The 19,006-nt window shown below is 65.3% G+C and carries 18 protein-coding genes and 6 pseudogenes; 14 read left to right on the top strand and 10 right to left on the bottom strand.

Annotation, left to right across the window (positions count from 1 at the left end; genetic code table 11):
- Positions 1-196: 196 nt before the first annotated feature.
- Positions 197-940 carry a class I SAM-dependent methyltransferase gene (locus tag MSIMFI_RS02380; protein ID WP_191495984.1) on the top strand — a complete coding sequence of 248 codons (744 nt, stop codon included), beginning with the start codon at positions 197-199 and terminating at the stop codon, positions 938-940.
- A gap of 8 nt (positions 941-948) precedes the next feature.
- Here the strand turns inward: MSIMFI_RS02380 and MSIMFI_RS02375 are convergent, their stop codons facing one another.
- Entirely contained in the window at positions 949-2,598 is a 1,650-nt protein-coding gene (locus tag MSIMFI_RS02375) for a PPE family protein (protein WP_191495983.1), read from the bottom strand.
- Between the two features lie 214 nt (positions 2,599-2,812).
- Here MSIMFI_RS02375 and MSIMFI_RS02370 point away from each other — a divergent pair, with 214 nt between their 5' ends.
- Both MSIMFI_RS02370 and MSIMFI_RS02365 read left to right on the top strand, forming a co-directional pair.
- Positions 2,813-4,231, top strand: coding sequence for an amino acid permease (locus MSIMFI_RS02370; protein ID WP_191497985.1), 1,419 nt, complete (start codon positions 2,813-2,815; stop codon positions 4,229-4,231).
- Between the two features lie 207 nt (positions 4,232-4,438).
- Positions 4,439-4,666 (top strand): annotated as a pseudogene (locus tag MSIMFI_RS02365) (DUF427 domain-containing protein); the annotation flags it as partial.
- 17 nt (positions 4,667-4,683) lie between these two features.
- On the opposite strand, the pseudogene MSIMFI_RS02360 reads toward MSIMFI_RS02365, so the two are convergent.
- The 4 genes and pseudogenes from MSIMFI_RS02360 to MSIMFI_RS02345 form a co-directional block, all read right to left on the bottom strand.
- Positions 4,684-5,928, bottom strand: a pseudogene (locus tag MSIMFI_RS02360) (MFS transporter); the annotation flags it as partial.
- A 77-nt stretch (positions 5,929-6,005) separates the two neighbouring features.
- Positions 6,006-6,714: pseudogene (locus MSIMFI_RS02355) on the bottom strand (transglutaminase domain-containing protein).
- Between the two features lie 44 nt (positions 6,715-6,758).
- The gene (locus tag MSIMFI_RS02350) at positions 6,759-7,415 is read right to left on the bottom strand and encodes an ArsR/SmtB family transcription factor (protein WP_191497984.1); all 657 of its coding nucleotides are present in this window, start codon (positions 7,413-7,415) and stop codon (positions 6,759-6,761) included.
- 160 nt (positions 7,416-7,575) lie between these two features.
- A complete protein-coding gene (locus MSIMFI_RS02345; protein WP_191495980.1) occupies positions 7,576-7,983 on the bottom strand; it encodes a class I SAM-dependent methyltransferase in 408 nt (135 codons plus the stop codon).
- Positions 7,984-8,069: 86 nt separating this feature from the next.
- Here MSIMFI_RS02345 and nrtS point away from each other — a divergent pair, with 86 nt between their 5' ends.
- From nrtS to MSIMFI_RS02310, 7 genes and pseudogenes are all read left to right on the top strand, one after another.
- The gene (gene nrtS, locus MSIMFI_RS02340; RefSeq protein WP_191495979.1) at positions 8,070-8,393 is read left to right on the top strand and encodes a nitrate/nitrite transporter NrtS; all 324 of its coding nucleotides are present in this window, start codon (positions 8,070-8,072) and stop codon (positions 8,391-8,393) included.
- A 178-nt stretch (positions 8,394-8,571) separates the two neighbouring features.
- Positions 8,572-9,080: pseudogene (locus MSIMFI_RS02335) on the top strand (peroxiredoxin-like family protein).
- Complete coding sequence (locus MSIMFI_RS02330; protein ID WP_191495978.1) at positions 9,077-9,625, top strand: protein disulfide oxidoreductase; 549 nt, start codon at positions 9,077-9,079, stop codon at positions 9,623-9,625. The pseudogene MSIMFI_RS02335 and the gene MSIMFI_RS02330 overlap by 4 nt, the downstream one beginning before the upstream one ends.
- Before the next feature lie 88 nt (positions 9,626-9,713).
- The gene (locus MSIMFI_RS02325) at positions 9,714-10,616 is read left to right on the top strand and encodes an Rv1678 family membrane protein (RefSeq protein ID WP_191497983.1); all 903 of its coding nucleotides are present in this window, start codon (positions 9,714-9,716) and stop codon (positions 10,614-10,616) included.
- The gene (gene fadE16, locus MSIMFI_RS02320; protein ID WP_191495977.1) at positions 10,616-11,737 is read left to right on the top strand and encodes an Rv1679 family acyl-CoA dehydrogenase; all 1,122 of its coding nucleotides are present in this window, start codon (positions 10,616-10,618) and stop codon (positions 11,735-11,737) included. Before MSIMFI_RS02325 ends, fadE16 begins: the two co-directional genes overlap by 1 nt.
- A gap of 9 nt (positions 11,738-11,746) precedes the next feature.
- A complete protein-coding gene (locus tag MSIMFI_RS02315) occupies positions 11,747-12,571 on the top strand; it encodes an Rv1680 family SBP-like protein (RefSeq protein ID WP_191495976.1) in 825 nt (274 codons plus the stop codon).
- Entirely contained in the window at positions 12,568-13,566 is a 999-nt protein-coding gene (locus MSIMFI_RS02310) for an Rv1681 family radical SAM protein (RefSeq protein WP_191497982.1), read from the top strand. The genes MSIMFI_RS02315 and MSIMFI_RS02310 overlap by 4 nt, the downstream gene beginning before the upstream one ends.
- Before the next feature lie 14 nt (positions 13,567-13,580).
- On the opposite strand, the pseudogene MSIMFI_RS02305 reads toward MSIMFI_RS02310, so the two are convergent.
- From MSIMFI_RS02305 to MSIMFI_RS02290, 5 genes and pseudogenes are all read right to left on the bottom strand, one after another.
- Positions 13,581-13,810, bottom strand: a pseudogene (locus tag MSIMFI_RS02305) (2-dehydropantoate 2-reductase); the annotation flags it as partial.
- Positions 13,811-13,882: 72 nt separating this feature from the next.
- A pseudogene (locus tag MSIMFI_RS27705) lies at positions 13,883-14,098 on the bottom strand (mandelate racemase); the annotation flags it as partial.
- A 13-nt stretch (positions 14,099-14,111) separates the two neighbouring features.
- The gene (locus MSIMFI_RS02300; RefSeq protein WP_191495975.1) at positions 14,112-14,507 is read right to left on the bottom strand and encodes a nitroreductase family deazaflavin-dependent oxidoreductase; all 396 of its coding nucleotides are present in this window, start codon (positions 14,505-14,507) and stop codon (positions 14,112-14,114) included.
- Between the two features lie 17 nt (positions 14,508-14,524).
- Positions 14,525-14,836 carry a glutaredoxin domain-containing protein gene (locus tag MSIMFI_RS02295; protein ID WP_191495974.1) on the bottom strand — a complete coding sequence of 104 codons (312 nt, stop codon included), beginning with the start codon at positions 14,834-14,836 and terminating at the stop codon, positions 14,525-14,527.
- A 28-nt stretch (positions 14,837-14,864) separates the two neighbouring features.
- On the bottom strand, positions 14,865-15,440 hold the full coding sequence (locus tag MSIMFI_RS02290; RefSeq protein ID WP_224770040.1) for a peroxiredoxin-like family protein: 576 nt from the start codon (positions 15,438-15,440) through the stop codon (positions 14,865-14,867).
- Positions 15,441-15,543: 103 nt separating this feature from the next.
- On the opposite strand from MSIMFI_RS02290, the gene hemL reads away from it, so the two are divergent.
- The 4 genes from hemL to MSIMFI_RS02270 all read left to right on the top strand — a co-directional run bounded on the left by hemL (position 15,544) and on the right by MSIMFI_RS02270 (position 18,989).
- A complete protein-coding gene (hemL, locus tag MSIMFI_RS02285) occupies positions 15,544-16,920 on the top strand; it encodes a glutamate-1-semialdehyde 2,1-aminomutase (RefSeq protein ID WP_191495973.1) in 1,377 nt (458 codons plus the stop codon).
- Positions 16,920-17,528 carry a histidine phosphatase family protein gene (locus tag MSIMFI_RS02280; protein ID WP_191495972.1) on the top strand — a complete coding sequence of 203 codons (609 nt, stop codon included), beginning with the start codon at positions 16,920-16,922 and terminating at the stop codon, positions 17,526-17,528. The genes hemL and MSIMFI_RS02280 overlap by 1 nt, the downstream gene beginning before the upstream one ends.
- 79 nt (positions 17,529-17,607) lie before the next feature.
- Complete coding sequence (locus tag MSIMFI_RS02275) at positions 17,608-18,225, top strand: TlpA disulfide reductase family protein (protein ID WP_191497980.1); 618 nt, start codon at positions 17,608-17,610, stop codon at positions 18,223-18,225.
- Positions 18,222-18,989, top strand: a complete 768-nt coding sequence (locus MSIMFI_RS02270) for a cytochrome c biogenesis CcdA family protein (RefSeq protein ID WP_191495971.1) — start codon at positions 18,222-18,224, stop codon at positions 18,987-18,989. Before MSIMFI_RS02275 ends, MSIMFI_RS02270 begins: the two co-directional genes overlap by 4 nt.
- Positions 18,990-19,006: the final 17 nt, after the last annotated feature.

Genomic DNA, 19,006 nt, shown 5'->3' with positions numbered 1-19,006 from the left:
CGGGGGTTTGACGCCCTGCCACGCCGGATCGCAAGGGACTCGTAATGACGGCGTGACACGCGGGGCTGCTGACCCGGCAATCCGACGGAACTAGGTCGCCTTTTTCTAGTAGACGATTGTGTTCCTTGACGGGCTCGGCTACGCTTGGTTTTTAGTGAACTAATACGTCTACTATCGCGAGGAAGCGAGGCGAACAATGACTACTGACGCGAGTGTGGCGGGTTTCGAGCCGCTGTACGGCGACGCAACGGCGGCCGATGGGCTGATCCCGTGGGATATCGGCGGGCCACAGCCGGTTGTGCAACAGCTGGTGGCATACGGCGCGATACGCGGCGAGGTGCTCGACCCCGGTACCGGACCGGGTTACCACGCGATTCACTATGCGGCGCATGGGTATTCGGCCACCGGTATCGATGGTTCGCCGTCGGCGATCGAACGGGCCAAGCGGAACGCCGCGCGTGCCGGGGTGCAGGTCGACTTTCAGGTCGCCGACGCCACCAAGCTGGAAGGGTTCGAGGGACGCTTCGACACCGTCGTGGACAGTGCGTTCTACCACGTGTTCATGGGCGACGAGGGCATCCAGACCCGGTATGCGCAAGCGCTGCACCGCGCCACCAAACCCGGCGCACGGTTGTACATGTTCGAGTTCAGCCCGCACAACGTCAACGGCATCCAGTGGGCGGGCATCCCGGCCGACAACTTCGAGCGGGTGCTCGGTGCGGGCGGCTGGCGGGTGGACTACCTGGGCGGCACTACCTACCAGGCCCGCTTCCTTCCGCAGACGTTCGAAGCCATGAACAAGGTTGTCGCCGAAAACCAGGATGAGATGGTCGGGCGGATGCAACCGTTGTTCGAGCAGTTGCAGACCATTGGCCCGCTGCTGCAGGACCACCGGGTGCATCTGCCGGTGTGGGCCGTGGTGGCTACCCGCCTGGACTGACAGCCCGGTTAGCGGCGACCGAAGCCTGCCAAGAAAGTGCCGATGTTGTAGACGCCCGAGTTTCCGAAGCCCGAGTTTCCGAAGCCCGAATTGAAGAGGAAGCCTGAGTTGAAGAAACCCGAGGTGTTCCCGCTCGAATTGAGGTATCCCGAGGCGGGGGTCGAGTTCCTGATGCCCGAGGCGTCGACGTCTGCGTTTTGGAAACCTGAGCTGCCATTGCCCATGTTGTAGAAGCCGGAGCTGCCCGAGCCACTGTTGAAGAAGCCCGAGTTGGGGCCGATGCCAATTGCGGTATATCCGAAGCCGGTGTTGAGATTGCCCGCGTTATAACCACCCGTGTTGGTGTTACCCGAGTTTCCGAATCCGGTGTTGACGTTGCCCGCGTTGTAGCTGCCCGAGTTAGAGCTGCCCGAGTTGAAGCTGCCGGTGTTGAACGTGCCCGAGTTAAAGCTGCCGGTGTTGCAGTTGTCCGAGTTCCCGATGCCGGTGTTCGCGGTGGCCGAGTTTGCCCAGCCTGTGCTGGAGGCTCCCGAGTTGTATAGACCGGTGTTGTACTCGCCCGAGTTGCCCACGCCCCAGCTTCCGGAGCCCGAGTTGAAGAAGCCGGTGTTTCCGGTGTTTGCGTTGAAGAAGCCGGTGTTGCCGTTGCCCGAATTGAACAGGCCGGTGTTTCCGGTCCCCGAGTTCAGGCCGCCGATGCCCACCTGGTTGTCGCCGGTGAGCCCGATGCCGATGTTTCCGTTGCCGGTGTTCCATAAGCCGATGTTGCCGCTGCCGGTGTTCGCAATGCCCTTGTTGGTGCTGCCGGCGTTTCCCCAGCCGATGTTGTCGTGGCCAAAGTTCCCGGAGCCGAAGTTTGAGTTGCCCCTGTTGCCGTCGCCGACGTTGCCGTTGCCAAAGTTCCCGGAGCCGTTGTTTGCATTGCCCCTGTTGCCTATGCCGAGGTTTTGGCTGCCGGCGTTTCCGCCGCCGAAGTTTCGGTCACCAGTGTTTCCGCCGCCCACGTTGGAGTTGCCGTGGTTTCCGCTGCCGATGTTGGTATTGCCAAGGTTTCCGTTGCCAAAGTTTTCGAGGCCGTTATTGCCGTTGCCGACGTTGAAGTTGCCGATGTTGCCAATGCCGAGATTGAGGCCGGGCAGGCTTGTCAGTGCTTCCCATGGCGTCAACTGGGTTGCCGCCGCCGAAGCGCCGCCGTGATAGCCCACCATCGCGGCCACATCCGCGGCCCACATCTGTTCATAGACGGCCTCGGCGGCCGCAATCGAGGGGGCGTTGAGCCCCAACACATTCGACCTCACTAGCGAGACCAGCTGAGCACGATTGACCGCCACCACTGCCGGATGCACCGTGGCCGCCCGCGCGGCCTCAAACGCGGTCGCCGTCGCCCGTGCCTGCCCGCCCGCCGCTTGCGCCTGGGCGGCCACGGCAGCCAACCACCCCGCATAAGGGGCCGCCGCGGCCGCCATCGCCGCCGATGCTGGTCCCTGCCACGCCGCCTCGATCAGTGCAGCGGTCGCCGCGCCGAATGATGCGGACGCGGCGCTCAACTCGGCGGCCAGCTCATCCCAGGCCGCCGCCGTGGCCAGCATCGGTTCCGACCCGGCACCGAGATACATGCGCGCCGAATTGATCTCAGGTGGCAACACCGGAAAGTCCATCACGTCAATTCTTTCTCAGCCGTCGTTTTCCCATACCTGGCCCGGGGATCCTGGGGTGAGCCTGTCCGGCAACACAGACGCTAGAACATTTCCCGGATAAGAACCGGTGTTTTCCGGCGAAACAGCAACTGGGGCTGGCAGGCATCCAGGCCGCACTTTCATCGCCGGCGCGCCGGCGAGCGGCAGGAGCTGCTAGCGTCCGGTCATGCGGCGCATGCAAAGCCGAGCTCATCCCCGACCTGGGTCACACATTCCAAGTGGTCCAGAGCGCCCCGGGCCAAGTTACACTTCGCAGCTGCACCAAGGACTGTCGCTGCGGCAGCTGAACATGATCGCCATCGGCGGTGTCATCGGTGCGGGATTGTTCGTCGGTTCTGGCGTGGTGATCCATGAGACCGGGCCCGCCGCATTCCTGACCTACGCCGTCTGCGGCCTGCTGATCGTTCTAGTCATGCGGATGCTGGGCGAGATGGCCACCGCGAATCCGTCGACCGGATCGTTCGCCGACTATGCGGCCCAGGCACTGGGTGGTTGGGCCGGGTTTTCGGTTGGCTGGCTGTATTGGTACTTCTGGGTCATCGTGGTCGGTTTCGAGGCGGTGGCCGGCGCGAAGGTTCTCAGTTACTGGTTCGCTGCGCCGCTGTGGTTGCTGGCGTTGTGTCTGATGGTGTTGATGACGGGGACGAATTTGTTCTCCGTCACCTCCTTCGGCGAGTTCGAATTCTGGTTCGCTGGAATCAAAGTCGCGACCATCATGATCTTTCTCGGCGTGGGGGCGGCTTTCATCCTCGGGTTCCTCCCCGGCCACGACATGGACCTTTCCAACCTGCACTCGCACGGCGGATTCTTTCCCAACGGCGTCGGGGCGGTGTTCGCCGCGATCGTGGTGGCGATCTTTTCCATGGTCGGTGCCGAGGTCGTCACGATCGCGGCTGCCGAGAGCCGGAACCCAGGGCATGCCATCCAGCGAGCGACGAACTCGGTGGTCGCGCGGATCGTGATCTTCTTCGTCGGTTCGGTCTTTCTGCTTGTCGTTGTGCTGCCGTGGAATTCGTTGGAACTCGGTGCTTCGCCGTATGTCGCGGCACTCAAGCACATGGGTCTTCGTGGTGCGGATCAGATCATGAACGCGGTGGTGCTCACGGCAGTGCTGTCCTGTCTGAACTCGGGCCTATACACCGCCTCGCGGATGCTCTTCGTGCTCGCCGGCAGGCGCGAGGCGCCTGCCCAGCTGGTCAGGGTCAGCCGGCGCGGGGTTCCCTCAATCGCGATCTTGTGCTCGTCGGCGGTGGGCTTTGGTTGTGTCCTCATGGCCTGGCTCGCACCGGGCACGGTGTTTCTGTTTCTGCTCAATTCGTCGGGCGCCGTCATCTTGTTCGTCTACTTGCTGATCGCGCTGTCGCAGATTGTGCTGCGCCGCCGGATGTCTGCGGACAAGCTGCGGGTGAAGATGTGGTTCTTCCCGGTGCTGTCGATCCTGACCGTCGCCGGAATCACCGCGGTGCTGGTGCAAATGGCGTTCGACCGCGCCGCGCGTACCCAGCTGTGGCTCAGCCTGTTGTCCTGGGTGGTGGTGGTTGTGCTGCATTTTGTCGCCAAAGTGGTGAAGCGTCCAGACGTGGCGCGCAGCTAGTGTCCTGCACCTGGAAGCTGTTGACTTCGATCAACCCACCACGTCACCGTGCGCCCGCTAAGCGGTGGGCGAATGTCAGTCGGCGAACAATCCGCCGATGATCCGACTGATCGTGTCACCACCATGACAGTTCGGCTGTGCAGCGCACGCCCAGCGAGTGCACTATCGACAGTGAAATGTTCGGCAGGACCTGAGGAGACCGAGTCCATGATTCGCGCTGTGTGGAACGGGACCGTGATAGCCGAGGCGCCGCGCACCGTGCGGAGGGCAATCACTACTTTTCCGCCCGAGTCGTTGCACCGGGAGCATCTGATCGAAAGCCCAACCACGTCGATATGCCCGTGGAAAGGTTTGGCCCATTACTACAACCTCATCGTGAACGGCGATGTCAACCCGGACGCCGCCTGGTACTACCGGCGGCCCAGCCCACTGGCGTTGGGCACCTTTGCATAGCTGCAGGCCGCTGCGGTGGCTAACACCGCGGCGACGGTAAGCAGAGCGAGCTGGTAGCTGCCGGTGGCGTCTTTGAGGTAGCCGGTGGCGTAAGGACCGGCAAAGCTTGCCAGGCTGGCTACAGCATTGACCGCTGCGATGGCCACGGCGACCCGGGGACCGGCCAGCGCTGCGGTGCAACGGCTCCAAAAGGCGGGCATGGCTGCAAGGATTCCGGCGACGGCGATCGTCAGCCAGCTCAGCGTCACCATCGGTGACATCGGGCTCAAAGCCGCACCGAGCGCGGCGATGCCCGCGGCCAACGTCGGTACCGTGATATGGCCGATTCGGGCGCCGGCGCGGTCGATGCTGCGGCGACTCCAGACCAGCATGGCCACAGCCGCGACACCATAGGGCAGAGCCGACAGGGTGGCGGCCGTCAGGGTGGATGTGCGGTGTGCGAGCGAGGCAACCAGCTGGGGCATGAAGAACTGCAACGCATACAGCGCGAAATACAGTCCCCCGTAGACGACGGCGTATACGACAAGCCGCCAACCGGCTCCGCCCGGCCGGTCGGCCGAGTCGGGGGTGTCCTCGGACAGCTGGGCCGACAACTCCGCGCGCTCCTGCGCGGTGAGCCAGCTTGCCCGTCGAGGGCTGTCGGGCAACAGCCGCCGAAGAAGCGGCGCCAGCACCAGTGCGGGCAGCGCCTCGATCAAAAACATCGCCCGCCAGCCGGGTAGCTCGGCCAGATGGACGTGGTCGACGATAAGTCCGGACAGCGGCAAACCGACCGCGTTGGCGACCGGAATCGCCAGCAGGAAGGTAGCTACGGCGCGGGCTCGCTGGGCGCAGGGAAACCACACGGTCAGATACGCGATGACGCCGGGGAAGAAGCCGGCCTCGGCGACCCCGAGGGCAAACCGCGCCACATACAAGGTGTGCGCGCTGGTGACAAAGGCCGTGGCCGCCGAGCACACACCCCAGGCCAGGACAACCGTGGTGAGCGTGCGACCGGCGCCGAAGCGCGCCAGCGCCGCGTTGGCGGGAACCTGGAATAGGACATAGCCAAGGAAGAAGACGCCGGCGGCGGTACCGTACGCGGTGGCGCTCAGGTGCAGGTCGGCGTTCATCGCCAGGGCGGCGATGGAGATGTTCGCACGATCGACGAAGTTGATCACGTACAGCACGAACAGCAGGGGCAGCAGCCGTCGCGCGGCCTTGCCTAGGGCATTGTGCGCGGGGCTCGCCGCAATTGTCGCCACGTGCGGTTCCTTCCTTCGGCCTGTCGGTCGATGTCTACCAATCACAGTCGGTCGATCAAATTCAGCCGCCCGACCGGTTACGGCAGTGCGGTGAAACGGATTTGGCGTTGCACCGGATGGGTTTTACCGTCAACCTCGGCGAAGGGGCCGGCGAAGAACAGGTTCCGGCCAGCGCGCTGCGGCCGGGCCAGCACGATGTCAGGGCCGGTCGACCAGGCGATGCGGTTTGCTTCCAGATTCGCGAACAGGCCGTGGGTGCCGTACTTCGTTGCGCAGGAGGAGTCCGCGGGTAGCCGGCCGTGGCCGGCGACGAAGAACTCCGTCCAGCAGTGGTAGCCGCACACCTCGCAATCCTGGGCACCGGGCTGCGGTTGCTCGAGGGCCTCACCGAGTACGAACCGAGCCGGGATTTCGATCGACCTACACAGTGCGACGAAGTGAACAATTGCGCGGTGCCCAAGGGGCGGGCCCGTGCCGGGTCCGGTGCATGCCCGATCGCCCGCCGTTCCACGACATAGCGGATGAACCAACTCGCTGCTTTCGCCGAGCGTAGCCGGCTGTACAACGTCAGGTTTCCGAACTCCGGCTCACGCGTGAGGTCATGGGGATCTTCGCTGGTCACCTCCACGTCCAGGACGCGCTGAAAAGCGCCGTCGCCGATGACGGGCACCACAGGTCGACGGTCCGGGCGCCTTCGGTGAAATCGATCGTGATGTGATCGGTGATTTCGAACAAGCTGCTCGCGGCCGCTTCCTGTGCGGATACCGCGGGGTCGGTGATGGTCATCGGATCGAACCTTTCCGTTGACGAGTGATTGGTGTCTTGCTTGGTTACGATCGAACGACCGGCAGATCGGCGGCCAGCCATTCGGAGAACCCGCCGTCGAGGCGGCGGGCGGCAAATCCGTTGGGGCGCAGCAGTTCCAGCGCGTCATAGGAATATACGCAGTACGGTCCTCGGCAGCAGGCGACGATGTCCACGCCGGACGGGAGTTCGTCGAGCCGCTCGGCTAGTTCGTCGTGGGGAATGCTGACCGCCCCAGGCACGTGCCCGGCGGCGTATTCCTCGGCCGGACGCACGTCGAGGATCAGCACGGCCCCGGCGGCCACCCGGGCCCGCAACTCGTCTCGGCCGACCGGCTCCAGGCTGTCTCTGTCGGTGTAGTACTCGCGCACCAGGGAGTCGACCTCGGCGAGATTACGTTCGGCCGCCCCACGCACCGCGCGCACCACATCCCACACCTGCGGGTCCGAGAGTCGATAGATCACACGTTTGCCGTCTCGGCGGCTGGTCACCAGACCGGCGCGCCGCAGCTGCAGCAGGTGCTGGGAGGCATTGGCCAACGTCAGCCCCGCCGACCGAGCCAGTACGTCCACACTGCGTTCACCCTGCACCAGCAGATCCAGCAACTCCAACCGGTGACCGCTGGACAACGCCTGCCCGACCAGCGCGAACTGCTCGAAGATCAGCTTCTTCGCACCATGCATGCCGGTGCCCCAGTCCTCAGGTCCAGACATCCGTATGCTCAATAGATTGTTTGATAATGTCAACCCGACGCGCCGCCGTCTCAGGGTGTTGCTCTCGTCGCCGGGTGACCGCGAAGGTCGTTGACGCCGACACCACGCCGCATGCCAGCATCGCGGGCAGTTACCGTCCGCCCGATCGTGGGCGGCGAAAGGTGTTGGTAGGAGCGATGTTCCAGATTCCATCGCCGCATAGCCGTTCGTTGGTGAGCGTACGGGATGCCACGGTGTCGACCTGGACAACCCACGGCCGGGGGACGATGGTGGGAGCTGTGACTGCGGATTCCAGCAGTTCGGTGATTGTGACATCGGTGATGCCGGCCAGGCCACCGGGACGCGGGATTCGAGCGAACTCGTGGGCGGCGGCGTTCTTATCCGGGAAGGTGCACACCGCACATTCGCACACTAGAGCGTCAAATATGTTGTCCAGCAGCGGAAGTTCTTCGGCATTGCCGCGGTGGTATTCGACGCCGGCTATCGGATCCAGAATATGGTCGCCCTGATCGGCTATCCTACGTTCGTTATCGAACACCTGATTTTCGGCGCAACGCTAGGTGTGCTGCTGATGCAAGCCCGTCTTGCGCGGCGCTGATAGCGGCCAACCGGTGGTGACCAGAGATGCCTCGACACCCGCACGCAACGTGGTCGCGCCCCAGCGAGGCCACGCGGATGTTCCTGCGCGGCTACACCGTTCGCGCCGCGTCGCCCATCGCGCTCGTCGTCGGCACGTTGCTTTCGGCGGTCAACCAGGGATCGGTTATCGCCGGCGGCCAGACTGACACCAGCACTTGGTTGCGGGTGGCCTTCAACTACGCGGTGCCGTTCGTGGTAGCTAGCCTAGGCTACCTATCAGCCCACCGCAGCCACGGTGACGAACACACCGACCGCGCAGTCAATCTACGTACCGGGAGCGAGACGGGCGGCGTCGGCCGGGAGCAGTGACGAGGTTGCACGCCGTGACGGTATGCCGATCAACTGTCATCGTTCGGCGCGGCGAATCTGCCGTCGCGACCGTGGCCGTCGGATCTGGTAGTTCGTTGGTGCGGCAGCCTTTCTCAGGCAATGTCAGCATGCCGACAAACTAGTTCGTGTCGGGCACCACCACCTGTACGGTGCTTTCATGCCTACTCGATTGACACGAGGCGCGACCGTTCCGAGCCGTCGCCTGCAGGACATCAACGGCCAGGCGGTGGACGTGCCGGCGGAGACCGGAAGAACACACCTGCAGTTTCGACGATTCGCAAGCTGCCCGATCTGCCACCTGCATTTACGCAGCTTCGCCAATCGGCATCAGGAGGTTGCGGACAGCGGGATCACCGAAGTGGTGTTCTTTCACCCGACCGGGTGCATTACCGCGAGTTCGGCGTGCAGACAAGCTTGGGCGCAATCACTCATCCACGGGCATTGTGGGCTGCCATTCGCGGGGCAGGGGCGATGTTGCATCGCAACGATCCCGATCGCGCGGGCGTCGGACTCGGTGACGGCACAACGCATCTGGGCTTGCCCGCCGACTTTCTCATCGATCGCGACGGAACCGTCGCGGCTCTGCACTATGGGCGTCACGCCGACGATCAATGGTCGGTCGACGAACTAATCGAGATCAACCGCTCGTTGGGACGCACGCGGTGACTCATCACCGCTTGATAGGCGCACTTACGGTTGTGGCGGTGATCGCCGCCGCGTGTGGTTCGCAGCCGAAATCCCTACCCACATTGGCGCCGTTGGGAAGCCCAGCGGGAGCGAGCCAGGTGCTGGCAGGTGAAACCGTACCCGCTCGGCTGCAGTTCACCGCCAAAACCATTGATGGGCAGGACTTCCACGGAGATAGCCTATTGGGCAAGCCCGCAGTGCTGTGGTTCTGGGCGCCCTGGTGTCCGACATGTCAAGGCGAAGCCCCGACAGTCGGCCAGATCGCCGCGTCACACCCGGAAGTGACCTTCGTCGGGGTGGCCGGACTGGACCAGGTGCCGGCCATGCGGGAGTTCGTCGACAAATACCCGGTGAAAGCATTCACCCAACTGGCCGACACCGACGGGGCGGTCTGGGCGAAATTCGATATCACCCAGCAACCCGCGTACGCGTTCGTCCGCCCGCACGGCAGCATCGAAGTCGTAGCGGGTCGGATGCCTGAGGCCGAACTGACCCGGCGGGTCACGGCGTTAACCAACCAGTGATCGACGCCGCGCCGCGCGGCTTCGCTGGCCGCCGGACTGGTGGCCGCGCTCAAATTGTTGCCTCGCGTGTGATACTGCCCGAATGACGATGGCTCGTGTTCGCCGCGGCACGGATTTGTTGTTCTCTCCCACGGCGCCTCCGGCAGCGAGCGGCCTGATCGCGTTGGCCGGTCTGCGGCTACTGGTCGGGTTGATCTGGCTCTATAACGTCGTCTGGAAGTTGCCTCCGGATTTCGGGGAACGCAGCAACAGTGGGCTATACCACTTCACGCATCTTGCGATCGAACATCCGGTGTTCAAACCGTTCAGCTGGCTGGTCGAGCACCTCGTGCTCCCGAACTTCACCGCATTCGGTTGGGCGGTGTTGTTCGCCGAGTCCGCGCTGGCGGTGTTAATGCTGACGGGGACGGCAGTGCGGCTGGCTGCATTGATCGGAATCGGGCAGTCACTCGCGATAGGCCTGTCGGTGGCGGAGTCGCCCGGGGAATGGCCCTGGTCGTACGCGATGCTGATCGGCATCCACGTCGTTTTGCTGCTCACGGCGTCTACCCGCTATGCCGCCGTGGATACCCTGCGCGCCGCAACCAGTCCATCGGTCGCCCGGTCTACGGCGCGGCGACTGCTTGCTGGGTGGGGGATCGTGCTTGGGCTGATTGGCCTTATCGGCGTTTGGCACAATCCGGGCGGCGGTCAGTCCGCGAACGTCGGCGTAAGGCCGTTGGAGTTCTCGCTCGGCGACTACAACCTCCGCGGCGCCGTGTTATTGGTGGCCGTCGCAGTGGCAATGCTGGCAGCGGCGAAAGTCGGCTTGCGCGTACTCGTGATCGCCGCGGCGGTGGTAGCGGCGGTGGCCGCCGTCTCCATCTATCTGCAAGTCGGCAGGACCGGGGTGTGGCTCGGTGGGACGAACACCACTGCGGCTGTTTTCGTTTGCGCCGCGGTGGTAAGCGTGACAACAGGATTCGGTATCGGACGCACGAAAGGGGCGTAATGGCCGCACCGGAGGTTTTGCAGGAGGTTCTCTCCATCGCTGCAGAACACGCCGAGCGGGTGGACACCGATGGCGTATTCCCGGCTGAGGCTGTCGATGCGCTGCGCAGGAGTGGTCTTCTAGGTCTGGTGCTGCCCTCCGATATCGGCGGAATGGGTGCGGGCCCTGTTGAATTCACCGAAGTGGTCGCCCAGCTTTCGGAGGCCTGCGGATCGACCGCAATGATCTACCTGATGCACGTAGCAGCGGCTGTCACCGCCGCGGCGGCGCCCCCGGGAGGACTACCGGATCTAGTGGCGGACATGGCTTCCGGAAAGCAACTCGGCACACTGGCCTTCAGTGAACGGGGCTCCCGTTCGCACTTCTGGGCACCGGTGTCCACCTCGTCGGTCGACGGTGACGACGTCGTCGTGCGGGCTGACAAGAGCTGGGTGACCTCGGCGGGGTTCGCCGATGTCTATGTCGTGTCTGCCGGTTCGGCAAACGGTGTCGCGGGAGACGTCGACCTCTATGCGGTTCCGGCCGACACAACAGGTCTGCGGGTGTCGGGCACCTTTATCGGGATGGGTCTGCGTGGGAATGCCTCTGCGCCAATGTCTGTCGATATCTGCGTTCCGGCGTCGTATCGCCTGGGCGCGATGGGCGGCGGACTCGGCACGATGATGGAAACAGTGCTGCCGTGGTTCAATCTCGGAAATGCCGCTGTCTCATTGGGTCTGGCTACCGCCGCCACCGGTGCCGCGGTCGAGCACGTCGCGACTGCCCGGTTGGAACATCTCGGTGGGAGCCTGGCCGAGCTACCGACGATCCGTGCTCAGATCGCCCGAATGGGCACCGCCCTGGCCGCGCAGAAGGCTTATCTGACGTTGGCCGCCAACAGCGTGAGTTCGCCCGACGACACCACATTGGCAAATGTGCTGGGCGTGAAGGCGTCGGCCAACGACGCCGCACTGACCATCACCGAGTCGGCGATGCGAGTGTGTGGCGGTGCGGCATTCTCCAAGCAGCTGCCCATCGAACGCGCGTTCCGTGACGCTCGGGCAGGATCGGTAATGGCACCAACCGCCGATGCGTTGTACGACTTCTACGGCAGAGCCCTTACCGGGCTGCCCCTGTTCTAGGAGGTGATCGTGTCACGCGAACCGCTGATCGTCGGGGCCGTCGCATACACGCCCAACATCGTCGGAATCTGGGAAGGAATTCGAAGCTACTTCCAAAGCTCCGAAAGCCCGGACACGCAAATGGATTTCGTGCTCTACTCCAACTATGGGAGGCTGGTCGATTCGCTGATCGCTGGCCACGTCGACATTGCCTGGAACACCAACCTCGCCTATGTGCGGGCCGTGCTGCAAACGGGTGGGCACTGCACGGCACTAGCCCAGCGCGATACCGACGTGGACTACACCACCGTGTTCGTGGCACGTCCAGGCAGCGGGATGCAGGCACCCGAGGACATCGCTGGGAAGCGCCTTGCGCTCGGGTCCGCCGACTCCGCGCACGCCGCGATCTTGCCGCTCTATTACCTGCGCCGAGCGGGGATAGCCGAGTCGGACCTGCACGTCATCCGCTTCGACACCGACATTGGCAAACACGGCGATACCGGCCGCAGTGAACTCGACGCGGTGGACGCCGTGATGGCCGGTGAGGCCGACGTGGCGGCGATCGGCAGCTCCACGTGGGTGGCGATGGGCGCCGAGGAGCTGATGGGGGATTCGCTGGCCGAGGTGTGGCGCACCGACAGCTATTGCCACTGCATGTTCACCGCACTGGACACGCTGCCCGCCGCCCGGTACCAGCCGTGGCTCGACCGGTTGCTGGCGATGAGCTGGGATGACCCCGAGCATCGAAAGATCCTCGAACTCGAGGGTCTACGGCGCTGGGTGCCTCCTCACCTGGACGGGTATCAGCCGCTGTTCGAGGCCGTCGAGGAGCAGGGTATCGACCCACGATGGTGATTCTGGATCTGATGCGCCGGGTGGGTGGCCTTGTGCAGGGAGCCACCGCCGAGGTCGCTGTCTATGGTGATCGGGACCGTGAGCTCGCCGAGCGGTGGTGTGTGCAAACCGGAAACACCGTTGTGCGTGCCGACGTGGACCAGGCGGGAGTCGGCACCCTGGTGGTCCGACGCGGCCACCCGCCCGACCCCGCGAGCGTCCTCGGCGCCGACCGGTTGCCCGGCGTGCGGCTGTGGCTGTACACCAACTTCCACTGCAACCTGTCCTGTGATTACTGTTGCGTCGCCTCGTCGCCGCAGGCCCCGCACCGCGAACTCGGCGCAGACCGAATTGCCCGGATAGTCCGCGAAGCAGCGGACTGGGGAGTGCGCGAGTTGTTCCTCACGGGTGGTGAGCCGTTTCTGCTGCCCGACATCGGCACGATCATCCAGACCTGTGTCGACACGCTGCCCACGGCTGTCCTGACGAACGGCATGGTGTTCACGGGCCGGGCGCGGCGCGTACTCGAATCGCTACCCAGGTCTGGGCTCGCCTTGCAGATCAGTCTGGACTCGGCGACACCGGATCTGCACGACTCCCACCGGGGTGCCGGGTCGTGGGCCAAAGCCGTTGCCGGGATCCGCTTGGCATTGTCGCTGGGCTTCCGAGTACGCGTGGCCGCGACGATCGCCGCACCCGGCCCAGGAGAGCTGGCCACATTCCATGGCTTCCTGGACGAACTGGGGATTCCCGCCCAGGATCAACTCGTCCGGCCGATCGCGCTAGAGGGCGTCGCCTCCGAAGGGGTGGTGCTCACTCGCGAATCGCTCGTTCCGGAGGTGACGGTCACCGCCGAGGGCGTGTATTGGCATCCGGTGGCGGCCACGGACGAGCGGGCCCTGGTTACCAGGGCTATCGAACCGCTGTCACCCGCGTTGGACACCGTGTGCCGACTATTTGCCGAGCAATGGGCGCGCACCGCCGTGGCGGCGGCCGCACTGTTCCCATGCGCGTAGTTGCTGGTTCGGAGTCATTCGGCACCTAATTCGCTTGTATCCCAGCGTCTTTCGATGGATTTGACCAGCGCGGTCAGAGTCGCGTTCACCGGCGCGGCAACTCCGACCCGCGCTCGGCCGACGGCTTGGCGTTGGGCATTCCGGCGCCGAAGGCCCGGACATGCGCGACGGGATCGGAGACGGCGACGGCGATGCCGGACGCCCTGGCCACCGTCCATGCTTCTGTTGCCGCTGCCTGACTGACCCGTTGCGCCGCAGCCGATTATCGCGATCTTCATGGCGTGCTCCTAGGCCGTCAATTCGGTGATCAGCTAGGCGAGTCCGGAGTCGCCGCGAGCACGCGTGGGATCATCCGGTCGCGCAGGATCCCGCTCTGGGCAAACCGCCCGATCGAGTCGAACGCCACCCTGACCACGGGCTTTCCGTCCCGGATCACATTGCTGATCAGTGCGACCAGCGAGACCGTGTGGCTCGCGAAGTTGACGACAGCGTTGGCCGGGCCGCCGTGCAGTCCGACGGCCCGCTCCCGGATCGCGGTGAGCGCGTCACCCGGTCTGGGTGAACAGGATCGCCTGCTCGAAGGGCAGCCGAGCGAAGATGCGTCGCCAACCCGGGGTGACCTGCGACGCCGCTTCGGCCTTGGTCATGATGTGCGGGTCGGTGATCCCGATCGTCCTACCTTTGCGGCGCATCCGTCCGCCGCCGGCGGCGGTCAGGTTTTTCAGCCAGTCGCGGTCGGGCCCGTAGGTCAACAGGACCGCCACACCGGGCTTGCCGTCGACGGCGGTGGGGAACGCGTTCACCGGTGTTCGGTACTGCTTTCCGGACCGTCGTCCCACGTGCTCGATGATCGCGAAAGCTGGGAACCAGCCGGCCCACAGCCGCTGAACGGGGTTGGTGACGTGGCGATTGAACCGGGCCAACCCTTGCGGAAGTTGCATGCAACCATCCAACTCGATCAGTGGCGAAGTCGCGAGCGGAGAACGGACCACCAGGTCCCGGTTTGCTGGTCAAGCAGCTCTGGTGCCTCGACGCGGACGGCGTCGATCACCTGAGCGGCGGTGGGGTTGACCATGGCGATGTCGCCGACGACCACGGTCGGCACGGTCTCATTGCCGTCGGCGATCGAGCGGACCACGGTGGCCGCGTCCGGATCGGTCCAGATGTTGACCTCCCTCGTCGGCAGCCTTCGTCGTCGTAGCCCCTTGCGCAACCGCCAACAGAACGGGCAGCCTGGCCGCCAATAAACCACCACTTCGTGTTTGCTCATCGCCGCCACCCCGCTGTGTTATGTCGCTCTACCCGAGTGAGCGATGGATATCCAGCAGCTGGTCGACGGACCATTGATCGTCGGCGTGACGCCCATAGTGCACGGCCACAACCGTTCCGTTCGGATCGATGAGAAAATCCGCCGGCAAACCTAAATGCGTTGTCCCGTCACTAGCTCCGACGCCTGCGTAATTCGGGTCCGCACGACGCTTCGAGGCGGCGCGTTGCCCGCGCAACCCCGACAACAAGGCGCGGGGACTGACAAGGGCCCGCAAGCCGGCCTCCACCCCAAATTGGCGGTAGTGCACCTTGTCCGGGTCGGCGACCACCGCGAACGGCAGCAAAGTCTGGTAGCCGCGCAGCGAGTCGGCGCTCGAGTGAAAGAACACGACTTCGTTGATCCCAGCATCAGCCAGCTGCTCGTGCCGGTCAGCGAAGGCATGCAGGTGCAGGCTGCAGATCGGGCACCCGGCAAACCGGCGAAACTGCAGGTGCGTCCGGCCGGCTGGTGCCGGCACCGACACGTGCCTGCCAGTGATCGTCTCCAGCTCGCGTGCCGGAATGATTGCGCCGGTCGCCAATTTGTTGGCCTTCGTGTGCGGCATATACCTAGTACAGCCCGCCGGTGGTACTCCAGCCAAGCCGTTTAGCAGAGCGGTCTGACACCCTGTAGTTGAGCGGCCCGCCAAGGCTGGGACACTGGTCGGCATGGGCAGCACTGACCAGGCGACCGCGCAGGTCAAAGTCTCCGCGAAGCTGTTCAAGGATGCCTGCGCGGTCATTCCCGGTGGGGTTAACTCCCCGGTTCGGGCCTTTTCGGCGGTGGGCGGCACTCCGCGCTTCATTACCGAAGCGCACGGCTGCTGGCTCACGGATGCCGACGGCAACCGCTACGTCGACTTGGTCTGCTCGTGGGGCCCGATGATCCTCGGCCATGCGCACCCCGCCGTCGTTGAAGCCGTCGCCAACGCCGCCGCCAACGGCCTGTCGTTCGGGGCGCCGACCCCCGCCGAGACCGAACTGGCCGCCGAGATCATCGGGCGGGTGGCACCCGTCGAGCGGATCCGGCTGGTGAACTCCGGCACGGAGGCCGCCATGAGCGCCGTCCGGCTGGCCCGCGGGTTCACCGGCCGGGCCAAGATCATCAAGTTCTCCGGCTGTTACCACGGGCATGTGGATGCGCTGCTCGCCGACGCGGGTTCGGGGGTGGCCACGCTGGGCTTATGTGACGACCCGCTGCGCCCGGCTTCGCCGAGCTTGCGATCGTCACGGGGGCTGCCGTCCTCACCCGGAGTCACCGGCGCCGCCGCCGCCGACACCATCGTGTTGCCCTACAACGACATTGACGCGGTGCGGGAGAGTTTTGCGCGGTACGGCGAGCAGATCGCCGCGGTGATCACCGAGGCCAGCCCGGGCAACATGGGAGTGGTTCCACCGGCGCCCGGCTATAACGCGGCGCTGCGCGCCGCCACCGCCGAACACGGCGCACTGCTGATCGTCGACGAGGTGATGACGGGCTTTAGGGTCAGCCGAAGTGGTTGGTATGGAATGGATCCGGTTGCCGCCGACCTGTTCATATTCGGCAAGGTGATGAGCGGTGGGTTGCCGGCCGCCGCGTTCGGCGGGCGGGCCGAGGTGATGGAGCGGCTGGCGCCGCTGGGGCCGGTGTATCAGGCAGGCACGCTGTCGGGCAACCCGGTGGCGGTCGCCGCGGGACTGGCGACGCTGTGCGCCGCCGATGACGCGGTCTACACCGCATTGGATGGCAACGCCGACCGGTTGGCCGAGCTGCTAGCCGAGGCGCTGACGAATGCCGGTGTGCCACACCAGATTCCACGAGCCGGCAACATGCTCAGCGTGTTCTTCGCGGACCGGCCGGTGACCGACTTCGCGTCGGCGCGGGCCAGCGAAACGTGGCGCTATCCGGCGTTCTTTCATGCCCTACTGGACGCCGGTGTCTACCCACCATGCAGTGCCTTCGAGGCGTGGTTTGTCTCGGCCGCTTTGGACGACGCGGCGTTCGACCGGATCGCGGCCGCGCTTCCGGCCGCCGCTCGCGCCGCCGCCCGGGAGGATCGACTCTGATGGGCGAGCAGACCCGGGTCCACGTCGTGCGCCACGGCGAGGTGTACAACCCAACCGGCATCCTCTACGGACGGCTGCCCGGATATCACCTCTCGCAGACCGGCGCGACGCAGGCGGCCGCGGTCGCCGACTTCCTTGCCGACCGTGACATTGTCGCGGTGATCGCCTCGCCGCTGCAGCGGGCCCAGGAGACCGCCGCGCCGATCGCCGCGAAGCACGACCTGTCGGTGGACACCGACCCCGACCTGATCGAATCGGCCAACTTTTTCGAGGGCCGGCGCATCAGCCCGGGCGACGGCGCCTGGCGCGATCCGCGGGTGTGGTGGCGGCTGCGCAACCCGTTCACTCCGTCGTGGGGCGAGCCCTACGTCCAGATTGCAGAGCGGATGACGACCGCTGTGGACAAGGCCCGCGCCCGCGCCGCCGGCCACGAGGCGGTATGCGTGAGCCACCAACTGCCGGTATGGACACTGCGGCGACATCTGACCGGTAAACGGCTCTGGCACGACCCGCGGCGCCGGCAGTGCGGCCTGGCGTCGGTGACCTCGCTGATCTACGACGGCGACCGCCTTGTCGACGTCGTGTACTCCCAACCGGCGGGCGCTTGACCGCGCCGGCGACGATGCAGAGCAAAAGAGCGATGTGGGGCACCTCCCGCTTGCGGGGGAGAGGGGCGGCGCTTTGATTATGTGGCGGTTGGTGATCACCGGGGCGGTAGTGGCGGGCCTTCTCACGGGCTGTTCCGGGCGCGACGCCGTCGCGCAGGGCGGCACCTTCGAATTCGTCTCGCCCGGAGGGAAAACCGACATCTTCTACGATCCGCCGGCCAGCCGCGGTCGCCCCGGACCGCTGTCCGGGCCGGATCTGGCTGATCCGGCGCGCACGATCGCGCTGGACAACTCGGGGCCATTTCGAGGTCAGGTCGTCGTCGTCAATGTTTGGGGTCAGTGGTGTGGGCCCTGTCGGGCGGAAGTCGCCCAACTGCAACGGGTCTACGACGCCACCCGAACTGCCGGGGTGTCATTTCTTGGGATCGATGTCCGTGACAACAGCCGGCAGGCGGCGCTGGACTTTGTCAACGACCGCCACGTGACGTTCCCGTCGATCTACGATCCGCCGATGCGCACCCTGATCGCGTTCGGCGGCAAGTACCCCACCACCGTGATCCCGTCCACGCTGGTGCTGGATCGCGAGCACCGGGTCGCCGCGGTATTTCTGCGCGAACTGCTGGCCGAGGATCTGCAGCCGGTGGTCCAGCGGGTGGCGGCCGAACAACCCTCGACCCCGCCGCCAGGACGACAATGACCGGTTTCGCCGAGATCGCCGCCGCGGGGCCGCTGTTAGTGGCTTTGGGGGTGTGCTTGCTGGCGGGGCTGGTGTCGTTCGCCTCGCCGTGTGTGGTGCCTTTGGTGCCGGGCTACCTGTCGTATCTGGCGGCCGCGGTTGGGGTCGACGAGGCTGACGGTGCGGTCAAGGCCCCGGCGCGATGGCGGGTGGCCGGATCGGCTGCGCTATTCGTGGCCGGGTTTACCACGGTGTTCGTCCTCGGCACGGTCGTGGTCCTTGGTATGACGTCCACGTTGATTACCAACCAGCTGGTGTTGCAGCGGGTCGGTGGGGTGCTGACCATCGTCATGGGGTTGGTATTCGTCGGCCTCATTCCGGCCCTGCAGCGTCAGGTGCGGTTCAGCCCGCGGCAGTTGACGACGGTCGCGGGGGCGCCGCTGCTCGGCGCGGTATTCGCGCTCGGCTGGACGCCGTGCCTGGGGCCGACGCTGACCGGGGTGATCACGGTGGCTTCGGCCACCGACGGCGCCAACGTGGCACGCGGAATCCTTTTGGTGATCGCCTACTGCCTAGGATTGGGGATTCCGTTCATCCTGCTGGCGTTCGGTTCGGCCGGGGCGGTGGCGGGCCTGGGCTGGCTGCGCCGGCATACCAGGGCCATCCAGGTGTTCGGCGGCGCGCTGCTGATCGTTGTCGGTGCGGCGCTGGTCACCGGAGTGTGGAACGACTTCGTCTCCTGGCTTCGCGACGCGTTCGTTTCCGACGTGAGGTTGCCGATTTGACGGCGCGAGAGGTGGCG

Source organism: Mycobacterium simulans (assembly GCF_900232995.1).
GTDB lineage: Bacteria > Actinomycetota > Actinomycetes > Mycobacteriales > Mycobacteriaceae > Mycobacterium > Mycobacterium simulans.
Note: the sequence above shows the minus strand (reverse complement) of the source record. Positions and strands in the feature narration are given on the sequence as shown.

What these genes read in the sequence shown, in the direction of transcription:
- MSIMFI_RS02325 (WP_191497983.1), top strand. Translation starts at nt 9,714, where the DNA reads ATGGCTCGTGTTCGCCGCGGCACGGATTTGTTGTTCTCTCCCACGGCG.
- fadE16 (WP_191495977.1), top strand. Translation starts at nt 10,616, where the DNA reads ATGGCCGCACCGGAGGTTTTGCAGGAGGTTCTCTCCATCGCTGCAGAA.
- MSIMFI_RS02380 (WP_191495984.1), top strand. Translation starts at nt 197, where the DNA reads ATGACTACTGACGCGAGTGTGGCGGGTTTCGAGCCGCTGTACGGCGAC.
- MSIMFI_RS02290 (WP_224770040.1), bottom strand. Translation starts at nt 15,440, where the DNA reads ATGCCGCACACGAAGGCCAACAAATTGGCGACCGGCGCAATCATTCCG.
- MSIMFI_RS02280 (WP_191495972.1), top strand. Translation starts at nt 16,920, where the DNA reads ATGGGCGAGCAGACCCGGGTCCACGTCGTGCGCCACGGCGAGGTGTAC.
- MSIMFI_RS02375 (WP_191495983.1), bottom strand. Translation starts at nt 2,598, where the DNA reads ATGGACTTTCCGGTGTTGCCACCTGAGATCAATTCGGCGCGCATGTAT.
- MSIMFI_RS02295 (WP_191495974.1), bottom strand. Translation starts at nt 14,836, where the DNA reads ATGAGCAAACACGAAGTGGTGGTTTATTGGCGGCCAGGCTGCCCGTTC.
- MSIMFI_RS02370 (WP_191497985.1), top strand. Translation starts at nt 2,813, where the DNA reads ATGCAAAGCCGAGCTCATCCCCGACCTGGGTCACACATTCCAAGTGGT.
- MSIMFI_RS02350 (WP_191497984.1), bottom strand. Translation starts at nt 7,415, where the DNA reads ATGCATGGTGCGAAGAAGCTGATCTTCGAGCAGTTCGCGCTGGTCGGG.
- MSIMFI_RS02275 (WP_191497980.1), top strand. Translation starts at nt 17,608, where the DNA reads ATGTGGCGGTTGGTGATCACCGGGGCGGTAGTGGCGGGCCTTCTCACG.
- nrtS (WP_191495979.1), top strand. Translation starts at nt 8,070, where the DNA reads ATGCCTCGACACCCGCACGCAACGTGGTCGCGCCCCAGCGAGGCCACG.
- MSIMFI_RS02270 (WP_191495971.1), top strand. Translation starts at nt 18,222, where the DNA reads ATGACCGGTTTCGCCGAGATCGCCGCCGCGGGGCCGCTGTTAGTGGCT.
- hemL (WP_191495973.1), top strand. Translation starts at nt 15,544, where the DNA reads ATGGGCAGCACTGACCAGGCGACCGCGCAGGTCAAAGTCTCCGCGAAG.
- MSIMFI_RS02300 (WP_191495975.1), bottom strand. Translation starts at nt 14,507, where the DNA reads ATGCAACTTCCGCAAGGGTTGGCCCGGTTCAATCGCCACGTCACCAAC.